Source organism: Psychrobacter sp. Ps7, from assembly GCF_022129225.1.
GTDB classification, from domain to species: domain Bacteria; phylum Pseudomonadota; class Gammaproteobacteria; order Pseudomonadales; family Moraxellaceae; genus Psychrobacter; species Psychrobacter immobilis_A.
In genome coordinates, this window is the sequence record NZ_JADQAH010000030.1 from 1 (window position 1) to 22,318 (window position 22,318).

At 43.0% G+C, this 22,318-nt stretch carries 21 protein-coding genes; 6 read left to right on the plus strand and 15 right to left on the minus strand.

The genetic code is table 11. The features are described from left to right. Nucleotides 1-64: 64 nt before the first annotated feature. From I3257_RS10220 to I3257_RS10280, 13 genes are all read right to left on the minus strand, one after another. Nucleotides 65-244 (minus strand): hypothetical protein, encoded by a 180-nt coding sequence (locus tag I3257_RS10220; protein WP_045445897.1) that lies wholly within the window; start codon nt 242-244, stop codon nt 65-67. Nucleotides 245-446: 202 nt separating this feature from the next. Continuing rightward, on the minus strand, nt 447-2,135 hold the full coding sequence (locus I3257_RS10225; RefSeq protein WP_045445985.1) for an ATP-binding protein: 1,689 nt from the start codon (nt 2,133-2,135) through the stop codon (nt 447-449). A 314-nt stretch (nt 2,136-2,449) separates the two neighbouring features. Further along, complete coding sequence (locus I3257_RS10230) at nt 2,450-3,166, minus strand: response regulator (RefSeq protein ID WP_045445894.1); 717 nt, start codon at nt 3,164-3,166, stop codon at nt 2,450-2,452. Between the two features lie 657 nt (nt 3,167-3,823). Further along, nucleotides 3,824-4,240 (minus strand): F0F1 ATP synthase subunit epsilon, encoded by a 417-nt coding sequence (locus tag I3257_RS10235; protein WP_021812807.1) that lies wholly within the window; start codon nt 4,238-4,240, stop codon nt 3,824-3,826. Between the two features lie 104 nt (nt 4,241-4,344). After that, nucleotides 4,345-5,778, minus strand: coding sequence for a F0F1 ATP synthase subunit beta (gene atpD / locus I3257_RS10240; RefSeq protein WP_045452427.1), 1,434 nt, complete (start codon nt 5,776-5,778; stop codon nt 4,345-4,347). Between the two features lie 50 nt (nt 5,779-5,828). Next, complete coding sequence (atpG, locus tag I3257_RS10245; protein WP_045445883.1) at nt 5,829-6,710, minus strand: F0F1 ATP synthase subunit gamma; 882 nt, start codon at nt 6,708-6,710, stop codon at nt 5,829-5,831. 226 nt (nt 6,711-6,936) lie between these two features. Beyond that, nucleotides 6,937-8,481 carry a F0F1 ATP synthase subunit alpha gene (gene atpA, locus I3257_RS10250; protein ID WP_045445880.1) on the minus strand — a complete coding sequence of 515 codons (1,545 nt, stop codon included), beginning with the start codon at nt 8,479-8,481 and terminating at the stop codon, nt 6,937-6,939. Between the two features lie 93 nt (nt 8,482-8,574). Further along, nucleotides 8,575-9,198: a F0F1 ATP synthase subunit delta gene (locus I3257_RS10255; protein ID WP_045445877.1), complete on the minus strand. Its 624-nt coding sequence runs from the start codon at nt 9,196-9,198 to the stop codon at nt 8,575-8,577. Between the two features lie 13 nt (nt 9,199-9,211). Beyond that, the gene (locus I3257_RS10260) at nt 9,212-9,682 is read right to left on the minus strand and encodes a F0F1 ATP synthase subunit B (RefSeq protein ID WP_045452424.1); all 471 of its coding nucleotides are present in this window, start codon (nt 9,680-9,682) and stop codon (nt 9,212-9,214) included. A 117-nt stretch (nt 9,683-9,799) separates the two neighbouring features. Beyond that, nucleotides 9,800-10,048, minus strand: a complete 249-nt coding sequence (gene atpE / locus I3257_RS10265) for a F0F1 ATP synthase subunit C (RefSeq protein WP_010197960.1) — start codon at nt 10,046-10,048, stop codon at nt 9,800-9,802. Between the two features lie 33 nt (nt 10,049-10,081). Continuing rightward, nucleotides 10,082-10,948 (minus strand): F0F1 ATP synthase subunit A, encoded by an 867-nt coding sequence (atpB, locus tag I3257_RS10270; RefSeq protein WP_055125357.1) that lies wholly within the window; start codon nt 10,946-10,948, stop codon nt 10,082-10,084. 688 nt (nt 10,949-11,636) lie between these two features. Next, on the minus strand, nt 11,637-12,035 hold the full coding sequence (locus tag I3257_RS10275) for an ATP synthase subunit I (RefSeq protein ID WP_045452420.1): 399 nt from the start codon (nt 12,033-12,035) through the stop codon (nt 11,637-11,639). A 291-nt stretch (nt 12,036-12,326) separates the two neighbouring features. Next, nucleotides 12,327-13,127 (minus strand): zinc ABC transporter substrate-binding protein, encoded by an 801-nt coding sequence (locus I3257_RS10280; RefSeq protein ID WP_238049677.1) that lies wholly within the window; start codon nt 13,125-13,127, stop codon nt 12,327-12,329. A 286-nt stretch (nt 13,128-13,413) separates the two neighbouring features. Between I3257_RS10280 and I3257_RS10285 the strand changes: the two genes are divergently transcribed. The 6 genes from I3257_RS10285 (at nt 13,414) to gluQRS (ending at nt 19,025) form a co-directional block, all read left to right on the plus strand. Continuing rightward, nucleotides 13,414-14,007 carry a Fur family transcriptional regulator gene (locus I3257_RS10285; protein WP_238049678.1) on the plus strand — a complete coding sequence of 198 codons (594 nt, stop codon included), beginning with the start codon at nt 13,414-13,416 and terminating at the stop codon, nt 14,005-14,007. Nucleotides 14,008-14,087: 80 nt separating this feature from the next. Further along, nucleotides 14,088-14,885, plus strand: a complete 798-nt coding sequence (locus I3257_RS10290; protein ID WP_201555165.1) for a metal ABC transporter ATP-binding protein — start codon at nt 14,088-14,090, stop codon at nt 14,883-14,885. 106 nt (nt 14,886-14,991) lie between these two features. Further along, nucleotides 14,992-15,810: a metal ABC transporter permease gene (locus I3257_RS10295; RefSeq protein ID WP_055125361.1), complete on the plus strand. Its 819-nt coding sequence runs from the start codon at nt 14,992-14,994 to the stop codon at nt 15,808-15,810. Between the two features lie 250 nt (nt 15,811-16,060). Further along, nucleotides 16,061-16,906, plus strand: a complete 846-nt coding sequence (locus I3257_RS10300; protein WP_238049679.1) for a metallophosphoesterase — start codon at nt 16,061-16,063, stop codon at nt 16,904-16,906. 492 nt (nt 16,907-17,398) lie between these two features. After that, entirely contained in the window at nt 17,399-17,836 is a 438-nt protein-coding gene (dksA, locus tag I3257_RS10305) for an RNA polymerase-binding protein DksA (protein ID WP_045445865.1), read from the plus strand. Nucleotides 17,837-18,083: 247 nt separating this feature from the next. Then, on the plus strand, nt 18,084-19,025 hold the full coding sequence (gene gluQRS / locus I3257_RS10310; RefSeq protein ID WP_109591960.1) for a tRNA glutamyl-Q(34) synthetase GluQRS: 942 nt from the start codon (nt 18,084-18,086) through the stop codon (nt 19,023-19,025). A gap of 92 nt (nt 19,026-19,117) precedes the next feature. On the opposite strand, the gene ftsW is transcribed toward gluQRS, so the two are convergent. Further along, on the minus strand, nt 19,118-20,314 hold the full coding sequence (gene ftsW / locus I3257_RS10315; protein WP_226950337.1) for a putative lipid II flippase FtsW: 1,197 nt from the start codon (nt 20,312-20,314) through the stop codon (nt 19,118-19,120). Between the two features lie 317 nt (nt 20,315-20,631). Further along, entirely contained in the window at nt 20,632-22,068 is a 1,437-nt protein-coding gene (gene murD, locus I3257_RS10320) for a UDP-N-acetylmuramoyl-L-alanine--D-glutamate ligase (RefSeq protein WP_109591962.1), read from the minus strand. Nucleotides 22,069-22,318: the final 250 nt, after the last annotated feature.

Here is a 22,318-nt window from a genome sequence, read left to right on the forward strand (position 1 = left end):
TGTTCATCACTAAAGCTAATAAATGCTCAAAACAATTCGCTGCGACTATTTAGTTTTATAACACCTAGTCTTTGTTTCCAATGATAGGTGGAATATATTTGGCGCTATTGGTAAACGCTAATGGCTGAGTAATATTTTCTTGCGCTGCTGTCAACGTTTGCGTCGTCGATGGCTGCTGCAAGAATAAGTAGTAGCCCAACGTTATTGCATTTAGTACCACCAAACCACCAAATAAATATGGCATCCTTTGCCCTCCTCTGATTTAAAGCTATCTTCAAACCGTTAATAATAAAAATTAACCGACAATTCTATCTAAGGTGTATATCCATTCTAAACATGAAATTGAGAACACTCCTTAGAAATTGAGCAAGTTTATTTGTCACACACTGCTTAATTGATGCCGCTATTTTCATACTAGAAAATAACGACAATTCTTTGCAGTGGCATTATTTATCTTCAAAACCACGCTCGCTTTTTTCTTGCGTCAGTTCATCAGCAGCCAAAATTTGTGTCAGTGGTTTGATAGGCCACGTCATGACAAATCGTGCACCGCCAAGCTCTCGGCTCTCATCGACTTTCATACTACCATTAAACCAAAAGGCAATGCGCGATACGATAGACAAGCCTAAGCCATAGCCGCCTGAAGCGCGTGTGCGACTGTCATCTAAGCGTGAAAATGGAATAAAGACCTTTTCGCGATCTGCTTCTGGAATACCATGACCATCGTCCTCAACACTAACAAAAGCATTGCCCTTTCTGACGCCAGCACTAATGATAATCGTGGTCTCTGCATAACGTAAGGCATTGCCCGCCAAATTTTGAATCACACGGTGTAAATAACGCCTATCTGCGACAGCGGTTACTTTAGCATTCGGCAGCTTGGTCACTATTTTGATAGGCTTACCCAAGGCATTGGTTTCACGCTCAATCTGCTCCAATAACTCTCTAAGATTGACTGGTTCTAAATCCAGCTTTGGTGAGCCTTCTTCGAGCTTGGCGTAAGTCAAAATCTCATCAATCAAGCCATTAAGCGCTTCGATATCTTCATCAATAAAATCACGCTGCATAAAACGCGAGTCTTCGTCATCCGTATCAGCCAGCATATCAACGGCAAAACGGATACGAGCCACCGGTGTACGAAGCTCATGTGATACCGCTCGCGTTAATTCTCGCTGCGACTCAATAAGGCGCTTGATATGCGAGGTCATGGCATTAAAAGTCGCGGCTAAACGGGCAATTTCATCCTGCCCAATGACTTGAACTTGACTTTCAAGATTACCTTTACTCACTTCATTGACGCCAACCTGAATCAACTGCAACTTACGCTCAAGTGGAAAAATCAACGCATACACGCCTAAGCTGATCAAAAACATGCTGATAAGAATCATACTAATAATCAGATTAAGTGGGAACCAGTTGAATAATGGCACCGGACCAATCAATATCGCCATGTCATTGATTTCAGAAGGCACCACTACTCTAATAGCCGAATTACTTTTACTGCTATTGGTATCTTGTAAGGAAATAACCACTTCATCTCGGCGTAATCGTGCAAGCTGATCGGTATCTAAATCCAGTGTATTGACGGCTTTAAACTCTAAAGGAAAGGAAAACTTTTTTTCCAGTTCAGCCAAACGGGCACGCTTGTCAGATAACGTCACATAGTAAGACAAATCATCCAATAAAAACACAGCGATTGCCCGTACTTGCTGCTCAGTCACTTGCGATATTCTGGCGGTCAAAACACTTTGATTGTCTGGTAGACGATAATACACATCGGCATAGACAGGTTGCTCGGTATAACGAACGACCGTATTGCCATTTTCAAAACGCCGCAGTTCACTGGCATTAAAGTCCACTTCATCAATAGGCAAAACTTTGAATTCTGAGCCAAATAAACTACTGGCATCAGACAACCAATATTCACGCTGCTCTTCACTTTCTTGATGAGCGATACCTTCACTCACCAGATGAAAAGCCCCTGTTGCCATGTTTTCACGGTAGGATTGGACGCGCTCTTTGTTGATGGTATCCATCAACAGTTGAGCAAACAATGCCACACACAAACAGACTATGAGTAGCCCAGCATAAATACGAACAAAGATACTGTGTTTTAAAGAAGAGACTAATGACATACGTGCCGTAACCAACTTAATGAATAAAAACTGCCGACATCATTCAGCAAACAAGCGCTGCGTGATAAATGATATCAAACACTGTTGAATAAAAAACCATTCTGGCTGCTGTATTTTAATTTATAACTGAGCATCACCTAAAATCCATTTACCTCATGTACATTTAGGCAGCACCCACAATAATTGCTTAATTAAACCACATAACGCTGTATTTAAGTTCAAAAATTAAAATTTAGCCACAAAAAAACCAGCCTAGTTGCTGGTTTCTTTGGTCATGCTAATGAGCAATAAGCCGTTGCCGGAGCAAAATTGACTTAGTTGCCTTCTTTAACGAACAAATACCCTTTACTACGAACGGTTTTGATACGTTTTGGATTTTCTGGATCATCACCGATTTTTGGACGAATGCGTGAGATACGAACGTCAATTGAACGATCTTGACCGTCATATTCGATACCACGTAGACGCTCAAAGATATCTTCACGCGAAAGAATTCGACCCGCATTAGAAGCAAGCAACCATAATAAGTCATATTCAGCACTGGTGAAATCAACCAACTCATCACCTAAATTCACAGAACGACCGCCATTGTCGATGACCAGTTCACCAAATTCTAGGCGCTGTGGCACATCTTCTGATGGGGCATTTTCTGAACGACGTAATAACGCACGAATACGTGCTAGCAAGACACGTGGCTGAGCAGGTTTAGCGACATAATCATCAGCACCCATCTCAAGACCCAGTACCTGATCCATATCTTCAGTACGCGCAGTCAGCATCAAAATAGGATTCTGATAATGCGGGCGTACTTCACGACATACCGTCAGTCCATCGCTACCAGGAAGCATGACATCAAGTACGACCAAATCTGGTTGTTCACTGACGATGCGACGAATAGCACGATTACCATCGGTTTCGATAGCGACTTCTAAACCATTTTTGACCAAGTAATCTTGAGTCAACATGGCCAGACGCTCATCATCCTCAACAATCAAAATTCGGGGGGTGTTGTCTTCTTCATTCGTTGTCATTGTTATATCCTCTAATACATCTCATTTAAAAGCAGTAAAAGTAAGAGCGGTAAAATTAATAGCACCATTAAGTGGCACAATTGATGTTGGTATAGCTGTTACAAACTTGGTAGCACAGTATACTATTAAACATACAGCTTCCTATACTATAGCTTATAGTCGTTAACAAAACCTATAAACTACACCCATTAAAACTTTAGTTTACGTCCAAAAATTATGAGCTTTATACAAATAATAGCAAGTGAAATGTTTTTTTACGACCCTTTTCTCACCTGAATTTCTATAAGTAGCCAATCTTAATGTAGCGCACAGCGATAGGATACTTGATTGATACCGATACTTGTATTCCTGTTACGTCTAATATAGCGACATATCACCTTTGCTGCCAGTGACTTTTTCATCTATTATCCCAGTACTGCCTATTATCCTTCGATAAATAATTAGTAAATACATGGTTAGTGGATACATAGTTAGTTAACACTCATATTTAAAAAACTGGCTGTTGAGCTCAAAATTGCATCATAAATCGTATATTTATCCTCGATCAACAAGCATAGAATATTAAATAATAAACATAAAAAAAACAGCCCATGATGGACTGTTTTTTTATATCTGTGGTAAGAGTCAAAAGGAAACTCTAAAATTTTCCACAAAAAATTAAGCGCGGTTTTTGTACTTACGGATAGTCTGTAGCTGTGCCACAGACTCTGCTAATGATGCTAAAGCTGCATTAGTTTGTACAGTATCCGATTGATTAACCAGCATCTGCTCAGCCTTTTTACGTGCTTCGACAATTTTGCTTTCATCAAGGTTATGTGCACGCATCGCTGTATCAGCCAATACGGTAACCATCTTCGGCTGTACTTCTAAAACACCGCCTGATACATAAATCACTTCTTCTTCACCGTTTGGTGTTTGCACTCGCATCGCACCCGGTTTTAACAAAGTAATAAGCGGTGTGTGACCTGGCAATACACCAATCTCGCCTTCGGTACCAGTAGCTATTAACATGCTAATTTCGCCTGAATACAACTCTTCACGAGCACTTACGACGCGACATTGTAACGTTGCCATACTTAACTCCTTACGATCAAAACACAATCAAAACTGCGAGGCGTTACTAACTGGCAAATAGACTTTTTATAGCCTATCTGCCCTTTAGCAAATGCTAACACAACTTACGCTGCAGTAGATTTCATTTTTTCTGCTTTAGCAACAACTTCGTCGATGCCACCAGCCATATAGAACGCTTGCTCTGGTAGGTCATCGTATTCACCAGCGATGATTGCTTTAAAGCTAGCAATGGTATCGCGTAGTGGTACATATTTACCAGGTGCGCCAGTAAAGACTTCAGCAACGTGGAATGGCTGTGACAAGAAGCGCTGAATCTTACGCGAACGATAAACGACTAGTTTATCTTCTTCTGATAACTCATCCATACCCAAGATAGCGATGATGTCTTTTAGCTCACGATAGCGCTGCAAAATCTCTTGCACGCCACGAGCAACGTTATAATGCTCTTCGCCAATGACTAATGGATCTAGCTGACGCGAGGTTGAATCTAGCGGATCAACCGCAGGATAGATACCTTGTGAAGCAATATCACGACTCAATACAACCGTTGCATCCAAATGCGCAAACGTCGTTGCTGGTGATGGATCCGTCAAATCATCGGCAGGAACATATACTGCTTGCACAGAAGTAATAGAACCTGACTGAGTTGAAGTAATACGCTCTTGTAGCATACCCATCTCTTCAGCAAGTGTTGGCTGATAACCAACCGCAGATGGCATACGACCAAGTAGTGCTGATACTTCAGTACCGGCTAGTGTATAACGGTAGATGTTATCAACAAACAGCAATACGTCACGACCTTTGCCAGTGGCAGGATCTTTCGTATCACGGAAGTATTCAGCCATGGTCAAACCAGACAACGCAACACGCAAGCGGTTACCCGGTGGCTCATTCATCTGGCCGTATACCATCGCAACTTTAGATTTGCTAAAGTCTTCAGTGTTTACAACGCCCGCTTCTTGCATTTCGTGATAGAAATCGTTACCTTCACGTGTACGCTCACCAACACCAGCAAATACTGACAAACCTTCATGTTTTAGAGCGATGTTATTGATCAGCTCCATCATGTTAACGGTTTTACCAACACCAGCACCACCAAACAGACCAACTTTACCACCTTTAGCAAACGGGCAAAGTAGATCAATAACTTTAATACCAGTTTCTAACAGCTCAGTGCTGTTTGACTGATCCGCGTAGCTTGGCGCTTCACGGTGGATAGACCATTTTTCATCAGCCTCTACAGGACCTTCTTCATCGATAGGACGACCAAGAACATCCATGATACGGCCAAGCGTACCAATACCAACAGGCACAGCAATAGGCGCACCAGTGTTAGTGACTGTTAAGTTACGCTTTAGGCCTTCAGTTGAACCCATTGCGATAGTACGGACGATGCCATCACCTAGTTGTTGCTGTACTTCTAGGGTGGTTTCGGTACCATCTACTTGCAAGGCATCATAAATCTGAGGAACTTCACTACGGTTGAACTCAACGTCAAGAACCGCGCCAATAATCTGTACAATACGACCGCTACTCATTGCGTTCTCCTTGAACTTCTGTATATAGTGGGTTTCATAAGGGGTTTCAATTATGAAACAGCAGCAGCACCGCCAACGATTTCCGAGATTTCTCGGGTAATCGCCGCTTGACGCAGCTTGTTATAAACCAACTGTAAATCGTTAATTAGGTCACCAGCATTATCTGTCGCCGCTTTCATCGCAACCATACGTGAGGACTGCTCAGAGGCAATGTTTTCCATTACCGCTTGATACACAATCGACTCAATATAGCGGCCAAGCAACTCATCAATCAATGTTTTGATATCAGGCTCGTAGATATAATCCCAGCTCAGTTCTGTTTGAATGCCGCTCTCTTCTTCACCAAACGCACTGTCTGGTAAAGGTACCAACTGATTGACAGTCGGCTTTTGGGTCATCGCATTAACAAACTTATTATAAACCACATAGATGCGGTCTATTTTACCGTTAGTATAATCGTCAAGCATGGCTTGAACCGGTGCGTTTATCTGCTCAAACGTTGGCTTATCACCATAATCGGTTACTGCCGAGGTCACTTTACCACCAAAGTTTTTGAAAAAACTCACACCTTTAGCGCCAATGACTGCAAACTCAGTTTGTACAGATTGATCTTGATACTGCTGGATACTCTTAGATAAAGCTTTGAATAAGTTAATATTCAAACCACCCGCCAGACCGCGATCAGAGGTAATGACAATATAGCCAACCTTATTGACTGGACGCGAGACCATATACGGATGTTTATAGTCTGATGAGGCATGCACCAAATGTGAAATAACCCGGCGCATACTATCAGCATACGGGCGACCCACTTCCATGCGCTCTTGGGCACGGCGCATTTTACTTGCCGCAACCATTTGCATAGCACGAGTAATTTTTTGGGTGCTTTTAATACTGGTGACTTTGGCACGTATCTCTTTTAAGCTTGCCATAATGATTCCAATATAAGAGGGTTAAAAAGCATTGGCGCATGCGACAATTATTTATTATATAACATCGATCTAACAGATTAATGTTATATATTTTGTGCATGACGCGATCTAATACCGTCAATGGTTAGAACAGTGGCGCTACTGTCTTAATAAAAAAATACAAGACAATGCGCCACTTTATTAGCCATCAAAGACAGCCATAACCAATTCGGCTTAACCCGTTAAATTAATAACTGTGATTTTGTTTAAAGGTCTCTAAAGATGACTTCAAACGACCTGCGATATCATCATTATAATTCGCAGTATCATCAATCTCACGCATCAATTCACTTTGCTCATCATGCATATAGCGTAAGTAAGCTTCTTCAAAAGAACCGATTTTTTCGACAGGAACGTCCGCTAAAAAGCCTTCATTCGATGCATAGATAACTGCAGCTTGCTCAGAGATTGACATTGGCTGATACTGCTTCTGCTTCATCAATTCAGTCACACGCTCACCATGATCAAGCTGTTCGCGAGTTGCGTCATCAAGATCTGAGGCAAACTGAGCAAAGGCAGCCAATTCACGATACTGAGCTAGTGCAGTACGGATACCACCAGATAGCTTCTTGATGATCTTAGTCTGAGCTGCCCCGCCCACACGAGATACCGAGATACCAGCGTTAACCGCTGGACGGATACCTGAGTTGAATAGGCTTGATTCTAAGAAAATCTGACCATCGGTGATTGAAATCACGTTAGTCGGTACGAATGCAGATACGTCACCAGCTTGGGTTTCAATAATTGGCAGTGCGGTTAAAGAACCGGTTTTACCAACTACTTCACCATTAGTGAACTTTTCTACGTACGCCGCGTTTACGCGTGATGCACGCTCAAGTAAACGTGAATGTAAATAGAATACATCACCAGGATACGCTTCACGACCCGGCGGACGACGTAGCAATAGTGAAATTTGACGATAAGCAACGGCTTGTTTTGATAAGTCATCAAATACAATCAGTGCGTCTTCACCGCGGTCACGGAAGTATTCGCCCATCGTACAACCTGAATACGGTGCGATATACTGTAGTGCTGCTGGTTCTGACGCTGAAGCGACGACGACAGTCGTATATTCAAGGGCACCAGTTTGCTCAAGCTTGCGTACGACGTTTGCAATGGTAGAACGTTTCTGACCGATTGCGACGTATACACACTTGATACCAGATGATTTCTGCGCGATGATCGCATCGATAGCCATCGCGGTTTTACCCGTCTGACGGTCACCAATGATAAGCTCACGCTGACCACGACCAATTGGAATCATAGTATCAACGGCTTTATAACCCGTCATTACTGGTTGATCTACTGACTGACGATCAATAACGCCTGGGGCGATTTTTTCGACTTTATCAGTCATTTTGGCATCGATAGGACCTTTGCCATCAATAGGATTTCCCAAGGCGTCAACAACACGGCCTAGCAGCTCAGGACCTACTGGTACTTCAAGAATACGACCAGTACAATAGGCTTTTTGACCTTCTTGCAGCTTTAGGTAATCACCAAGTACTACCGCGCCGACAGAATCACGCTCTAAGTTAAGCGCCATTCCATAGATTTCGCCTTCAAACTCAATCATTTCGCCGTACATGGCATCTTCAAGACCATGAATCTGCACGATACCGTCAGATACTTTGACAATCGTGCCTTCATTCTTTGCAGTTGCACCCGCATCAAGGTCTTGAATACGCTGCTTAATCAGGTTACTGATTTCCGCTGGATTCAATTGTTGCATTGCCTTGTTTCCTTTAATTTATGATAACCCGCCCACTGACTTAAATGCTCTTACTTTCACGCAGATTATAGATGACTGCGCTGGTAAATGGCATTAGGCAGTTAGCTGTGTTTTTAACTGTTGTAACTTGCCGCGCATCGAATCATCAATGATTTTGTCACCGACTTTGATGGTAGCGCCTGCCAATAGACTTGGATCGACCGACTCATGAATCACCACACTAGCATTTAACGATGCAGCAAGGCGCGTTTGAAGCATTTCACGCTGAGCGTCAGTCAATGGATAGGCAGAGGTCACGTAAGCATCAAGCTGCTTTAAGCTTATTGCCTTGTGGCGGCGATAATGCTCATAAACTTCAGGAAGCAGCGCCAGACGCTCTTGCTGCGCCAACTGCTTAATAAAATTATTGAGCGCTGGTGACACTTTAGGATAGCTAATACTATTACCATAACGAGAGCCTTTGCTCTCGCCTAGTAGCTGTTTAAAAGCAGAGTCGCTATCACCAGCCACTTGTGAGTCATAAAGATCAACCAAAGCAGCTGACTTATGCTCAGCCGTAACGGCTGGATTTTCTAGCCATGTACGGAACGCTTTGTCATTGACAATTGCACTGGCGACAAACAAGAAATTTTCCCACTCGTTTACGGCCCCGTTTTCGTTGGCATAGTCAAACGCGGCTTTAGCGTAGGGTCGTGCTAAGGTTGATAAGTCAGCCATTATATCCTCACAGTTACAGCTTTGCCGCCAGTTGGTCTAACATACTGGCATGTTTTTGCACATCGACTTTGTCTTGCAAAATCTTTTCTGCACCAAGTACAGCCAGTTCAGCAACTTGGGCACGTAATGATTCACGCGCTTGATTGATTTCTTGGTCGATAGACGCTTGCGCTTGTTGACGAATGCGCTCGCCTTCCACTTGGGCCTGCATTTTTGCATCTTCGACAAGCTGGTTGGCACTCTTGTTCGCTTGCTCGATTAAAGCAGCAGCTTTGGTCTTTGCAAGATCAAGCTCCTGCTGGACGTCTTGCTCAGCGGTTGCCAGATCTGCTTTTGCTTTTTCTGCGGCATTCAGGCCTTCAGCAATTTTACGCTGACGCTCATTGATGGCACCAATAAGTGGTGGCCACACGAATTTCATGCAGAACATCACAAAGATTGCAAAAGCAATGGCTTGACCGATGAGGGTAGAATTGATATTCACGTGATCACCTCTTTGTTAATGAAAAATCAGTTTCATTGATCATATTTGATAGCCAAACTTTGGCTATGGTTAAGATACAAACTTTGACTACCAAACATTTACAACTGAGCTTTCTGATTAACCTGCTAGAGGGTTAGCGAACAACAATAGCATAGCAATACCAACACCGATCATCGGAATAGCATCAAGAAGACCTGCTACGATGAACATACGAGTTTGCAGCTGTGAACCAAGTTCTGGCTGACGCGCAACGCCTTCTAGGAATTTACCACCTAGAATAGCAAAACCAATACCTGTACCTAGTGCACCTAAACCGATAAGTAGTGCTACTGCGATAACTGTGTAACCACCTAATACTGGATCCATGGATGTATCCTCATTTACCTATTGAATGTCTAATTAATGTTCAGTTGATGATGCAAGTGACATATAAACTATCGTCAGCATCATAAATACGAACGCTTGAAGTGTAATAATTAAGATGTGGAAAATAGCCCACGGTACTGATAACGCCCATTGAATCCAAAATGGCATTAGAGCAATCAGTATGAAAATCAACTCACCAGCATACATGTTACCGAATAGACGCAGACCTAAAGAGATAGGTTTCGCTATCAAAGTAACAAACTCTAAGATAAAGTTGATGGGTATTAAAATAATTTGTACGATAGGGTTTTTGGCACTAAACGGATGCAGTGTTAGCTCGCCAACAAAGCCGCCCAAACCTTTTTCTTTGATACTATAGAACAGAATCAGTATAAAGACAGAAAAAGACATGCCAAGCGTAATATTAGGATCCGTCGTTGGAACGATCTTAAAGAACACATGATGTGGATCATGTCCCATCATTGCGCCGATTTGGCCAGCAATCATAGGAATAAAGTCGACGGGTAGTAAATCCATCAAGTTCATTAAGAATATCCATACAAAGATAGTCAACGCCAAAGGCGCAATCAGCTTTGAGGTACCACTATACGAATCACGAACGTTGTTATCAACGAACTCAACGATCATCTCAACCGCGGCCTGAGTTTTACCCGGCACGCCTGAAGTGACTTTTCTAGCGACCATCCAGAAGATGGCGCAGAAAACAATGCCTAGACCAATTGACCAAAGCATAGAATCAAGGTGGATGGCTTTAAAGCCCATTGCACTAGCTTCTTCAGCAGTATAGGCAACTTTCCAGCCTTCGCCCGGCAGATAGCCGTACGTCCAGTTCGTTAAGTGGTGAGAGATATAGTCTGTTGTTGTTTGCTCGCCTGCCATAATGTCAGCTTCTTATTAATCAACGATTTAATCAACTACCAAAAATATGGTTGTCATCTGATGAGATTGTAGTATGTCTATCTGCCTTGCAACAAAGCAGGCAAATGAACCATGCTAAAGCGCTCATGTAATCAATAACATCCAACCCATAGTTCTATTACTAGTGCGCAATTTGATAACTTAAGATAAATTTTAGCTATCAAAAAAGGGCTTATGATGATTCAGTAATAGCCCTTGTATATGTACGCGAAATTATTATATCTGTGTTTACTTACTGCCGCTTTTCCACGATCGACGCTTAATACAGCGTTCATAAGCAAAATATTTAGCTGCCTATATTAATGCAGCGTTGTATTCGTGTAAAGTCAATTATGACTTTTTTATGCACTGTATGAATAAGTTAGCTACTATTAACGTTTACTAACATAGCTTTGCGTGATTAATTAAATTGTAAGAATTTAATTAGAGGCAATACTGATAGCTAATAATTGGCTATCGACTCCATTATCACACGCTATACTCATTTAAACGCTCATATCACAGTCTTTATGATCATTGGCGCTGTCTTTAGACAGTTTTGTATGTTTTGACTTTCTTATAAAATCAGTCATAGAGAAGCTGGACGGCAGGGTGACTTGCCTAGCACTATTAAGTACTCAACTATTAATATAGTTATCGTCTATTAATGCTAGCGTATATGCCACAACATCCAACTGTGACTAATTTGCATTACCATAAAACCGATAAACAGCGCAGGCGCAGATAGGGGTTGTACGGTAATAAAAATTAGTGCGAAACCAAACACAGTCAATAGCCATTTGGCCATTTGACCTCGATATAGCTGGCTAACAATATGTTGGCGCGCGCGATATCCAGTGTACCAAAAGATAAAAAAAGCAAATACAGCTTGGGTTGCAAAACTGAGTAGCGCACCAATAGCGGCGCTTTTTGCGACAGTAAGCTCACTATGTAGCCAACTGGTATCTAAAGCCCAAGCAATAATAATAAGGATAAATAATATCCACGCTTGGCGTTTGATATAGATGCCAATTTTATCTTTTTGTGTGCGTTTGGCAGGCTTGGTCATCGGTAATGCAATCCTATAGCCTTACAGCATTGGGATAAGGTGGCAATATAACATTGTCGCGACACTTTTATCCGTGAACGGCTCACTCTACAGGTGTTACCTTTTAACCAAAATAAAACGCCACTTATTATAAGGGGCATACCACCGTTAAGCAAGAAAAATATACCTTTTATCAGTGACCTAGCTGAATCACTCATAGACATCATAGTTACTGACCAATGGATAACACCCAAAGTATGACTACATAATGGCTTCTCAAGCGTTGCAAGCCACTATGGTTAATCAGTTATCCTACGATATACATTGATAGATTTGCTGTGCCATCGTCTGCCAACCACTCACAAAGTCTTTACTATTGCTCATATCTTCAGGTTGCACAGTGGTTTTTACAGGCTGTAACTTAGCGAGTAAACCTTTGGCTGGTTGACTTGGGCTAACCAGACACATTTGCTTGGCTGGACGCTTCTCATTTAGCCAGCGTATTTGGCTTGCTCGTGGTGCTAGATGGTGATCAGTGCTTAAACTGCCAACAAGCTTTAGGTTTGTGCTGGATTCGATGTATTGATAAGCATCATGATAGGCCCAATAAGGCTCGGTTTGCTGCTTGCCTTTAGCTTGTTTTACGAAAGATGCCACTCCCCTATCCATTCGCTGAGCAAATTTTTGTGCATTGGCGTGATAAAGTGCTTTATATTGCGGATTGGCATGGCTATGAATCACGGCAAGGGCACGAGTCATGGCTTTGGCATTTTCAGAATCTAACCATATATGTGGATCCAAGGTGCCAGCAACAGGCTTGCCTTTGACGTCACGTAGCGGATGACGATTAAAGGCATCGAATTCAAATAAGGCAATCGCATTGGGTGCGGTATTAAGGCTTGCCGCCAAGTTATTTTCTAATGGCTCACCAAACCACACGACAAATTTACTGTCCTGAATGGCTTTAATATCGCCTGGGCTGATACTGCCATGATGACCTACCTCCCCTGCCTGCAATAACTGCTTGGCGGGCGGTGAACCTTCAGTCACTGCTTGACTCAATAAAAACAGTGGATAATTACTCACGCTGACTGTTGCCGCTTGTGCACTCACAGTAAAGACGCCTAATGCAACTATGCCCGTAATGAGCCATCGCTGTAGTATAATGATTGAGCTTAAAAAATATTTGAAAACTGAGTTCATAATAGATTCTTTAATGTATGAAAGATAAAATATAAGTGGAAACATTTAGACGTTATTGCCGTTGTATCTGAGTGATCATCAAGGTATCAATAAATAAGCCAAGATCATTTATCTGCTCTTATTTTTAGTATGTTATACTATAACATTATAAATTACTATAATAACAGTGCCATTTTTTTTCGTAGGAGCTTGCACCATGTCCACCAGTTTATCAGTCTGCGAACATTTACATGATGTGCAGGACTTTACGCCGCATGACGTGACCGAGCGCCTAATGGCAGCAAAAGAACAATGTCGCCTGAATGGTGCACGCTTTACCCCATTGCGCCAGCAAATATATCAATTGGTATTGGCAGCCAATAAACCTATCGGTGCATATGATTTGATCACGCAATTGCAGCAAATGCGCTTATCAGAGCCTAATAACAATGATGACAGCAGCGAAGCGCTTAGCTCGCAACAGCACCCAATGAAAGCAGCATCTAAAGAAATTAGCTCTAAAAAACAAGCGCCAAAAAATGTCGCGCCACCCACTGTCTATCGCAGTCTGGAGTTTTTATTGAGTGAAGGCTTGATACATCAATTGACCTCTATCAATGCTTATGTGCCCTGCTGTCACCCACGCGCCCAGCATACCGCAGCATTTTTAATCTGTGGTCAATGTCAGCGTGTACAAGAATGTAGCAGTGTGCCCGTACAGGAAATGATGAGTTTTGCTGAGCAAGACGTTGGCTTTATTGTGGAACGCAGTGTGATTGAGCTGAGTGGTCGTTGCCAAGCGTGCCAGTAACACACCCTAACCACTGAAGCGTAAGTCTTTGTCATCCGTTTTTTATTTGTATTACTTATTCACTTATTGGTTGTCATACTATGAGCCTGTCTACCTCACCGTCTAATCAACCGAACTTTTCCGCTGTTGATGGCAACACCATTAACACTGCGAGTAAACTGCTGAGCCTAAGCGATGTCAGCTACGACATTGGGCATCAACGCTTACTCTCACATATTGATATTGACATTGCGGTTAATGAAACAGTCAGTCTTATTGGACCTAATGGCGCTGGTAAGTCAACGTTGGTCAAACTTATTTTGGGATTGATTGAGCCAACTAAAGGGCACATTAACTCTCATCAAAAGTTACAGCTTGGCTATGTACCGCAGCGCTTTGCTGTACCGCCGATATTGCCATTACGAGTCTGCGATTTATTGGCACAAGCGGATAAAAGGCGCTTAACGTCTGAGCAGCGTCAATTTATCTTTGATAACTTGTCATTGACGCACTTATTATCGCGACAAATGCTGCACCTGTCGGGTGGTGAGACACAAAGGGTCTTGCTCGCGCGAGCATTGTTAGACAAACCCAACTTATTGATTTTAGATGAGCCGATGCAAGGACTGGACCCTGATACTGAGGTTTGGCTCTATCAATTTATTGATGAGCTGCCGGAGTTTTTGCGTTGTGCCATGCTGGTGGTATCGCATGATCTGCATTGGGTCATGAAAGGCAGTCGACGCGTGATTTGTCTTAATAAGCATATTTGCTGTGAGGGACAACCAAGCGAGCTTGCCATTAGTAGTGAGTTTCAAAAGCTATTTGGGCATCATTATGAGCAGCCTTATGTGCATCAACCGCATGCCTGTGAGCATCACGCCCCAAGCGAACTATAATCATTAAGGCGCGTTGAACATTCACAAATATGAAATATATCGAAGCTTGATACATCAAACACATATCGAGCGTTGAGCTTTATAAAAACTTTTACGGATATTTATTATGACTGCTTGGTTAGCCATCATTGCCCCTGCTTGGATCGCTGGCAGTATTTTAGCGCTACTATCAGCGCCTTTAGGGTGCTTAGTCTTGTGGCGACGCATGGCCTTTTTTGCTGATGCTTTAGCACATGGTACCTTGCTTGGCGTGGCTTTAGCAGTATGGTGGCAATTACCTATGGGCATTGGCATTGCCTTGGTCAGCGTCATGGTGGTGCTAGGGCTAGTATTAATCGATGATGAGCGCCTGCCTGTCGATGCGGTTTTGGCGGTCGTGGCGGTGTCATTATTATGCTTAGGTTTATTGGCTTTGACCCAGTTGACTGACCAACAAGCAAACGTACTGGGGTTTTTGTTTGGTAATTTGCTAGAGCTTGATTGGGCAGACTTACCCTTACTTGCTGGTAGTGTGCTGGTAGGGCTCGGTCTACTTATGTATATATGGCCTGCACAAATTAAGCTTGCCACTCATGAAGCACTGGCGCGTATTCAAGGTGTTAATCCGACACGCCAGCGGCTGTTCTTTATGGGCGTATTGGCGGGATTTTGTGCGATTGCCCTGCAAGCGGTTGGTAGTTTACTAATCAGCGGTTTATTGGTATTACCAGCATTGACGGCACGTTTATGGTCATCATCGCCAAAACAAATGGTCGTTATATCGCTACTGATCGCACAGCTTGGCGTGACGCTAGGCGTTTGGGGAAGCATCTGGCTAGATATTCAGACAGGACTTGCTATCGTATTAATATTAGCCATTTTATTTTTTATCGCGCTGATTTTCTCAAAGCTCAGCACTGCAAAAATTTGGTCAGCGCGCCGCTAGACACATTATAGTACACATAAAGTCGCTGGTTTTTTATCCTCTTATCCAACTTTATTTCATCAATATGATAGAGCTTTCATTGACTTTATGTTATAAACTTGCCCTAATATCATCGACATACTAGCGGCGTCAAGCCAAAAAACATATTGGTCAGACCAAAATTCATTAGTCTACTCGATGCAGGACATCCATTTATCTATCATTCGTTTTAACAGCATCACTTGTTTCGATTCGATGAGGGACTGACCCAATGCTAAGCTATCCTGTTAATAACATTAGCACACCAGATGAACAGGTAAACATACTACAAATCACAGATTTGCATTTATCAACGCCCGTTTCTTCTAGTGTTGATAGCGATACTAACAATAGCGAAGCCACTGTCTGTCAGCAGTGCTTTGAGACAGTACTACAGCAAGCATTGAGTAGCGACATTCGCTGCGATTTGATTATCGTGACTGGCGACTTAGTCAATGAAGTAAAACCCGCTATTTACGATCATATTTTTGAGGTATTGCAAGCGACCCATATTCCTTTTGCTTGCATCGCAGGCAATCATGATGTGACGGATGAGATAGGCAGTGACTTGCCGTTCTTTGAGCGCGAACTGATTGCTCAACCTGCCGACCCGCGCTTGCTAAGCCGGCATGTCATTGAGACTGATCGTTGGCAGCTGCTGTTATTAGACTCATCCATCACGGGTAAAGTCGAGGGCGAGATAACGCCTACCGATATTGACTGGGTATGCGAGAGACTCGATGCTTGTGATAAGCCTGCGCTGATTGCTCTACATCATCATGTCATTCCCGTAGACTCTGACTGGATTGACACGCATATGGCAGAGAATAGTGAGGCCTTTTGGCAGCATCTGTTAGGATTTGACCATCTCAAGGTCATTATCAGTGGTCATACGCACCAAGAGCAGGTTCGCCATCGTCAAGGAGTCACGGTCTATAGTACGCCATCTACTTGCTACCAGTTCAAGCCTTATGAGAATGATTTTTCCTATGATAAAAGCGTCCCGCCCGGTTACCGTTGGTTGCAATTAGCCAACAATGGAAAGGTTGCAAGCTGGGTAGAAAGACTGGATACTTGACGCCCAGATTTATTGGCACCAATACTGATATGAGCCCTTATACCTCAAGCTATTGACTGATATTTCTGAGTTCAGAATACAATGACTGGCATGGTAAAAGCGACATGATGATGAAAAATGACTTCATTATTGTCAGAAACAATGATACAACGTATAAAACGAAATGAGGACTGCCTAGTATCTGGTATTAGGTAGAATTATAATAGCTAGGATGGCTAAATCGATCACAGCTAAGTCTTCACAGTCAGTGATTTGTCGCATTATTAAGACAACGCTATTTAAATAAAAATATGCATAACCATATACCTGACCATTGATAGATTGCTTTGAGCATATCAGATAACTGTACTATTAGATCCGCTGTGTTACTTGTGTTACCAAGTGGTAAAACGTTTTATAAAGGGACAAATTATAGCGTTTATGACATTGATAGCGTCTTGTCTTTTGATACGTCGTTTTATTGAATTAATTTGAAAAAAGTAGGATACCCATATGAGCACCCTGACCACGAATCCAAGTGAAGCTAAGTTTACTCCTTATGTGCCTGCCAAAGACGAAGAGTACATGTCTGATGCGCAGTTAGAGCACTTTAAGGCTATATTATTGGATTGGAAGAGCCAACTGATTGGCGAAGCGGATCGCACCAAGACTTATATCCAAGACGAGTCCAGTGCTATGCCAGATATTAATGATCGCGCCACCCAAGAAGAAGAGTTTGCCCTCGCATTGCGTACGCGTGACCGTGAACGTAAGCTCATTCGCAAAATTGATAAATCTATGTCAGAAATTGAAAATGATGATTATGGATTTTGTGAAACTTGTGGCGTAGAGATTGGTTTGCGTCGTCTCGAAGCACGCCCAACAGCTACCCAATGTATCGATTGTAAAACACTGTCTGAGATTAAAGAACGCCAAAATCAAGGCGCTTAAACGAGTTACAACTCATCTCAATAGTAGAATGCAAGCATAAGCGACCAAAATATGGTCGCTTATTGCGTTTTAGCTGGCTGGTTTTTAGTCAATGAATCATGGCTGATACAGAGCTTTAAGCTTGCTTATATTGATTTGCTAACAAAACAGACTCATTTCACAAATATCTTTTTACGGATATACTTATTATTCTATCTTCTACCTTTTTTACCGATAATTTCCTACTTTGAAAACTAACCTTATTCCTATGCCCACTCCAATCATACCAGTACAGCCAATTGGTCGTTTTGCTCCCTCACCGACTGGTGAACTGCATCTTGGCTCATTGACGACCGCGCTTGCCAGCTTTTGCCATATAAAATCCATTGGTGGTAAATGGCTACTGCGTATTGAAGACACTGATACCGAACGCTGTGATCAGCAATTTACTGAGCAAATCTTGATTGATTTGGAAGCGCTTGGATTGTACTGGGACGGTGATATCATTTATCAATCTGAGCGTATTGATATTTATAATGATTATCTACACTCAGCCCTGCATCCGCTCACTTATGGTTGTCAGTGCTCGCGTAAAGATTTAGAGCAATACTGGGCGCAAGAAGAGCTGAGCCCAGCTTATGATGCTAAGCCATTGCAACCAAACAGGAAGCGCTATCCACGCTGCTGCGTCAGCGCTGACCTTGATAGAGAGCAACATAAGCTACGCATACAGCTACCGAATTATAAGATTGGTTTTAACGACGGTATTCAAGGATTGCAGTGGGATAATCCTCAGCAGACATTGGGTGATATGGTGGTGCGTCGCCAAGATGGTATGATCAATTATATTTTGGCTGCCAGCCTTGATGATGGACTGCAACAGGTGACACATATTATGCGCGGTCTAGATATCCTAACCATGACGACAGCGCAAATCAGCATCATGGATGCCGCACGCTTGCCTGCCATCAATCACTGGTATCACTTGCCACTGATATGTCATGCTGATGGACAAAAACTCTCCAAGCAAAACCTAGCACAACCAATTGATACACGAGATCCAAGTAAACTTATCGCCGATGCTTTACAACTATTACAGCAACCAGCCGTTGATAGAGACACACCTACTCGTATGTTAAAGCAAGCCATTGCTCAATGGGACAGTACGCCGCTACAAGGCAAGCAACAGTTAAATATGCACAGTGGATAAAAGCCAGCTAGCAAAAAGCGCCACTATTTAGCGACGCTTCTTTGGATAATGCCAGTCATGATGCATCGAGCCTATCACTAATGCTCAACCTATCAATAATAACGGCATTGGCTTTTTTCGATTTCAGGGCTTTCTTTATAAATTTTTAGCAATAACGCAACCATCACCAAACTAATCAACATCGAAGAGCCGCCATAACTGAAGAATGGCATGGTCAATCCTTTGGTTGGAATCGCGCCCATATTCATCGCCGCATTGATAATTGTCTGCGCTATGAACACCACACCGATACCAAAGGCGGTATAACTCATACGCATCTGCCGACGCTTGAGCGCGTTATAACTGATACGCATCGCGCTACCGATAATCAGCGCTTCGAGCACCAGTACCATAGTAACCCCAACAAAGCCTAACTCTTCCCCTGTAATGGCTAGTAGAAAATCAGTATGTGCCTCAGGCAAATGCGACAGTTTTTGTACGCTCTCACCATAACCAACGCCTGTAAATTGTCCACGACCAAAGGCAATCAAACTGCGTGCCAGCTGATAATCCGTGTCTTGCACATCATCAAACGGATCCATAAATGACATCACACGTACCAATCGGTACTGCGCTGTCGTCACCATCAATACCGCACCACCGATGGCAGCCGCGCCCAGTGCTAAAAAGTGCTTGTAAGGCGCACCAGCGATATAAAAAATCGCAAAGATGGTACCTAAAATAACGACAAAAGAACCAAAATCAGGCTGTGACAATAGCAGCATGGTGATGAGTGCCACCACCAACATAATCCGTAAAAAACCGTCTAAGCCGTTACGAACTTCAAAAGAGCGACGCACCACAAAATCAGAGACAAAGACAATCATCACCAACTTGGCCAACTCTGCCACCTGAAAATTAAATACCCCTAGGTTCAGCCAACGCTTGGAGCCGTTAATAGGCGTACTGAATAGGGTTGCCACTAGCAGCATGCCAGTGATACCCAATAGGATAAATTGGGTTTCAGTCTTATATAGTGTTCGCAAAGACACGCTGTAATAAGAAACCGTAGCGACCGTCAAACCGATCATCATATACAGCAGCTGGTTTTTGAAAAAGTGCAGCTCTGTCATGCCGCGACTGAGGGCAAAAGGAATAGAAGCGGAAGCCACCATCAATAAACTGAGCACCAACATACAGCCAACACTCGATAGGAGAATGGCGCGTGCTGACGGCATAGAAAGAATACCATCTGAGCCAGATGCTTGCTTCGGTTGGGACGAGGAACGAAAAAGAGAAGAGAGCGCCATAATTTTATATACACTAACGAACGAAAAAACACGGCGTCTATTAAACGCCACCGTTTAAAAAATAGAAAATAGACAGTACCAGACAGATTACTAAGCAAATAAGCTGACCATTCATGTTGCTGACTGGCTATGATTGACAGTAGCAGCAATCTATAAGCAAAACAATCATTTATACAGAAAATGCGCGCGCATCATAAAAGTCAATTCAGGGCAACCCTATTGCATTGCCCTTATTCTTTATTAAATACATGAGCTCTTTATTAAATGCTGATATTCGCTAAGCACTTATCATGCAAATGCTTAAATCACCAAACCTTTTATTCCGCAGTCATCATATCTGACGACTCAGTTGCTAATTGACCAACCAACTGACTGAAATGCTCACCGCGAGCTGCGTAGCCACTATATTGATCAAAGCTGGCACAAGCAGGTGACAATAGCACCGCTTGCACTTGCGATAGGCTGCTTGTCGTGACTTGTTGAATGGTTGTAAAGGCATTTTCTAAAGTTTGGCATTGATGTAACGCCACATCGGCGCTTATCTTAGCCGCGCGCAGATGCTGTTCAATCAGCGGCGCATCTTCACCAATAAACAGTACTTGGCTAACATACTGATTGATAAACGGCGTCAATTCACCAAACTGTTGACCCTTACCTTGTCCACCCAAAATCAATAGTAGTTTACCATCCTTTGGTGCATAGACTGCGCCCAGCCCTTCGATAGCTGCCATCGTTGAGCCGATATTGGTGCCTTTTGAATCATTAAAATAATCAATGTCTGCAGCATTTGCCACATACTGGCAACGATGCTCAAGTCCAGTAAACTGCTGTAAGGTATTTAACATACTGCCCAATGGCAAACCAGCAAGTTCGCCTAATGCCAAGGCTGCCTGTGCATTGAGCAGATTATGACGACCTTTAATCAACAGTTTATCTGCCGACAGTAGTTTTTCTGTACCGTGGGCAAGATAAATCTGGCCTTCAGGAGTAGTAATAAGACCATATTGACCTTTATCAGGAGCATGTATACCGGTACTCACTCTGGGCAAATTATCAGCCACGAGCGGGCGCGTCAATGCGTCTTCGCGATTGATAACCACGGACTTAGCACCCTGAAAGATACGATGTTTGGCTTGATGGTAGCCCAGCATATCGCCATGGCGATCTAGATGGTCAGGTGACATATTTAGAACCGTCGCCACTTGCGCACCCAAATTGGTCACCGTCTCTAACTGAAAGCTCGACAGCTCAAGCACTGCCAGCTCCATATCAGGATTATCAAGCAAGGTCAGCGCTGGCACGCCAATATTACCGCCGACACCAACATTGACACTAGCATCCGCGGCCATTTGCCCGACCAAGGTGGTCACGGTGCTCTTGGCATTAGAGCCAGTAATCGCCACTATCGGTACGGTACAAGCCTCACAAAATAGCTGAATGTCACTAACCACTGGAATATTCGCTTGGCGAGCAGCGGCGACGGCTTCGGTAGCAAGAGAGATACCGGGGCTTATAACAATACGTGCCGCTTGCTGCAAGAGCTCGGCGTCAATCGCACCAAATTGGCGAATACTAATCTCAGCGGGTAGTTGATCTGCTAAGCTAGGTGTTACCTGAGTATCAGTAACAGCAACCTGATAGCCTTGATTGGCCAAATAGCGCGCAACTGATAACCCAGATTGTCCCAAACCGACCACGACTTGTAGACCACTGCCTTTGTGAAGTAAGGCGTCTGTTGCAGCGTTGGTGGTCATATTTATTCCTTCTGTTGGACGAGCAAAATGGCATCAAACAAACCTAGTATATAAAGAAGCAAAATGATGCCGTCAAGATGAGACGCATCATAACGGTATCGTTCAGATTTCGGTACTGGTTTTTTATGACGATGTGCTATTATGCGCCTGTTTTTATATTAAGTGGCTAATGCTATAATAGTTGCCTTAATCTGTAAGTGACTGGGTATTTACCCAAGCATTTTAGTTTAGCATGTTGTCACAGTTAGCA

Coding starts and splice junctions, on each gene's coding strand:
- I3257_RS10290 (WP_201555165.1), top strand. CDS start 14,088: ATGAGCCTGTCTACCTCACCGTCTAATCAACCGAACTTTTCCGCTGTT.
- I3257_RS10285 (WP_238049678.1), top strand. CDS start 13,414: ATGTCCACCAGTTTATCAGTCTGCGAACATTTACATGATGTGCAGGAC.
- I3257_RS10275 (WP_045452420.1), bottom strand. CDS start 12,035: ATGACCAAGCCTGCCAAACGCACACAAAAAGATAAAATTGGCATCTAT.
- atpE (WP_010197960.1), bottom strand. CDS start 10,048: ATGGATCCAGTATTAGGTGGTTACACAGTTATCGCAGTAGCACTACTT.
- I3257_RS10295 (WP_055125361.1), top strand. CDS start 14,992: ATGACTGCTTGGTTAGCCATCATTGCCCCTGCTTGGATCGCTGGCAGT.
- I3257_RS10255 (WP_045445877.1), bottom strand. CDS start 9,198: ATGGCTGACTTATCAACCTTAGCACGACCCTACGCTAAAGCCGCGTTT.
- I3257_RS10235 (WP_021812807.1), bottom strand. CDS start 4,240: ATGGCAACGTTACAATGTCGCGTCGTAAGTGCTCGTGAAGAGTTGTAT.
- I3257_RS10220 (WP_045445897.1), bottom strand. CDS start 244: ATGCCATATTTATTTGGTGGTTTGGTGGTACTAAATGCAATAACGTTG.
- ftsW (WP_226950337.1), bottom strand. CDS start 20,314: ATGGCGCTCTCTTCTCTTTTTCGTTCCTCGTCCCAACCGAAGCAAGCA.
- I3257_RS10225 (WP_045445985.1), bottom strand. CDS start 2,135: ATGTCATTAGTCTCTTCTTTAAAACACAGTATCTTTGTTCGTATTTAT.
- atpB (WP_055125357.1), bottom strand. CDS start 10,948: ATGGCAGGCGAGCAAACAACAACAGACTATATCTCTCACCACTTAACG.
- atpA (WP_045445880.1), bottom strand. CDS start 8,481: ATGCAACAATTGAATCCAGCGGAAATCAGTAACCTGATTAAGCAGCGT.
- dksA (WP_045445865.1), top strand. CDS start 17,399: ATGAGCACCCTGACCACGAATCCAAGTGAAGCTAAGTTTACTCCTTAT.
- I3257_RS10300 (WP_238049679.1), top strand. CDS start 16,061: ATGCTAAGCTATCCTGTTAATAACATTAGCACACCAGATGAACAGGTA.
- atpD (WP_045452427.1), bottom strand. CDS start 5,778: ATGAGTAGCGGTCGTATTGTACAGATTATTGGCGCGGTTCTTGACGTT.
- atpG (WP_045445883.1), bottom strand. CDS start 6,710: ATGGCAAGCTTAAAAGAGATACGTGCCAAAGTCACCAGTATTAAAAGC.
- I3257_RS10230 (WP_045445894.1), bottom strand. CDS start 3,166: ATGACAACGAATGAAGAAGACAACACCCCCCGAATTTTGATTGTTGAG.
- murD (WP_109591962.1), bottom strand. CDS start 22,068: ATGACCACCAACGCTGCAACAGACGCCTTACTTCACAAAGGCAGTGGT.
- gluQRS (WP_109591960.1), top strand. CDS start 18,084: ATGCCCACTCCAATCATACCAGTACAGCCAATTGGTCGTTTTGCTCCC.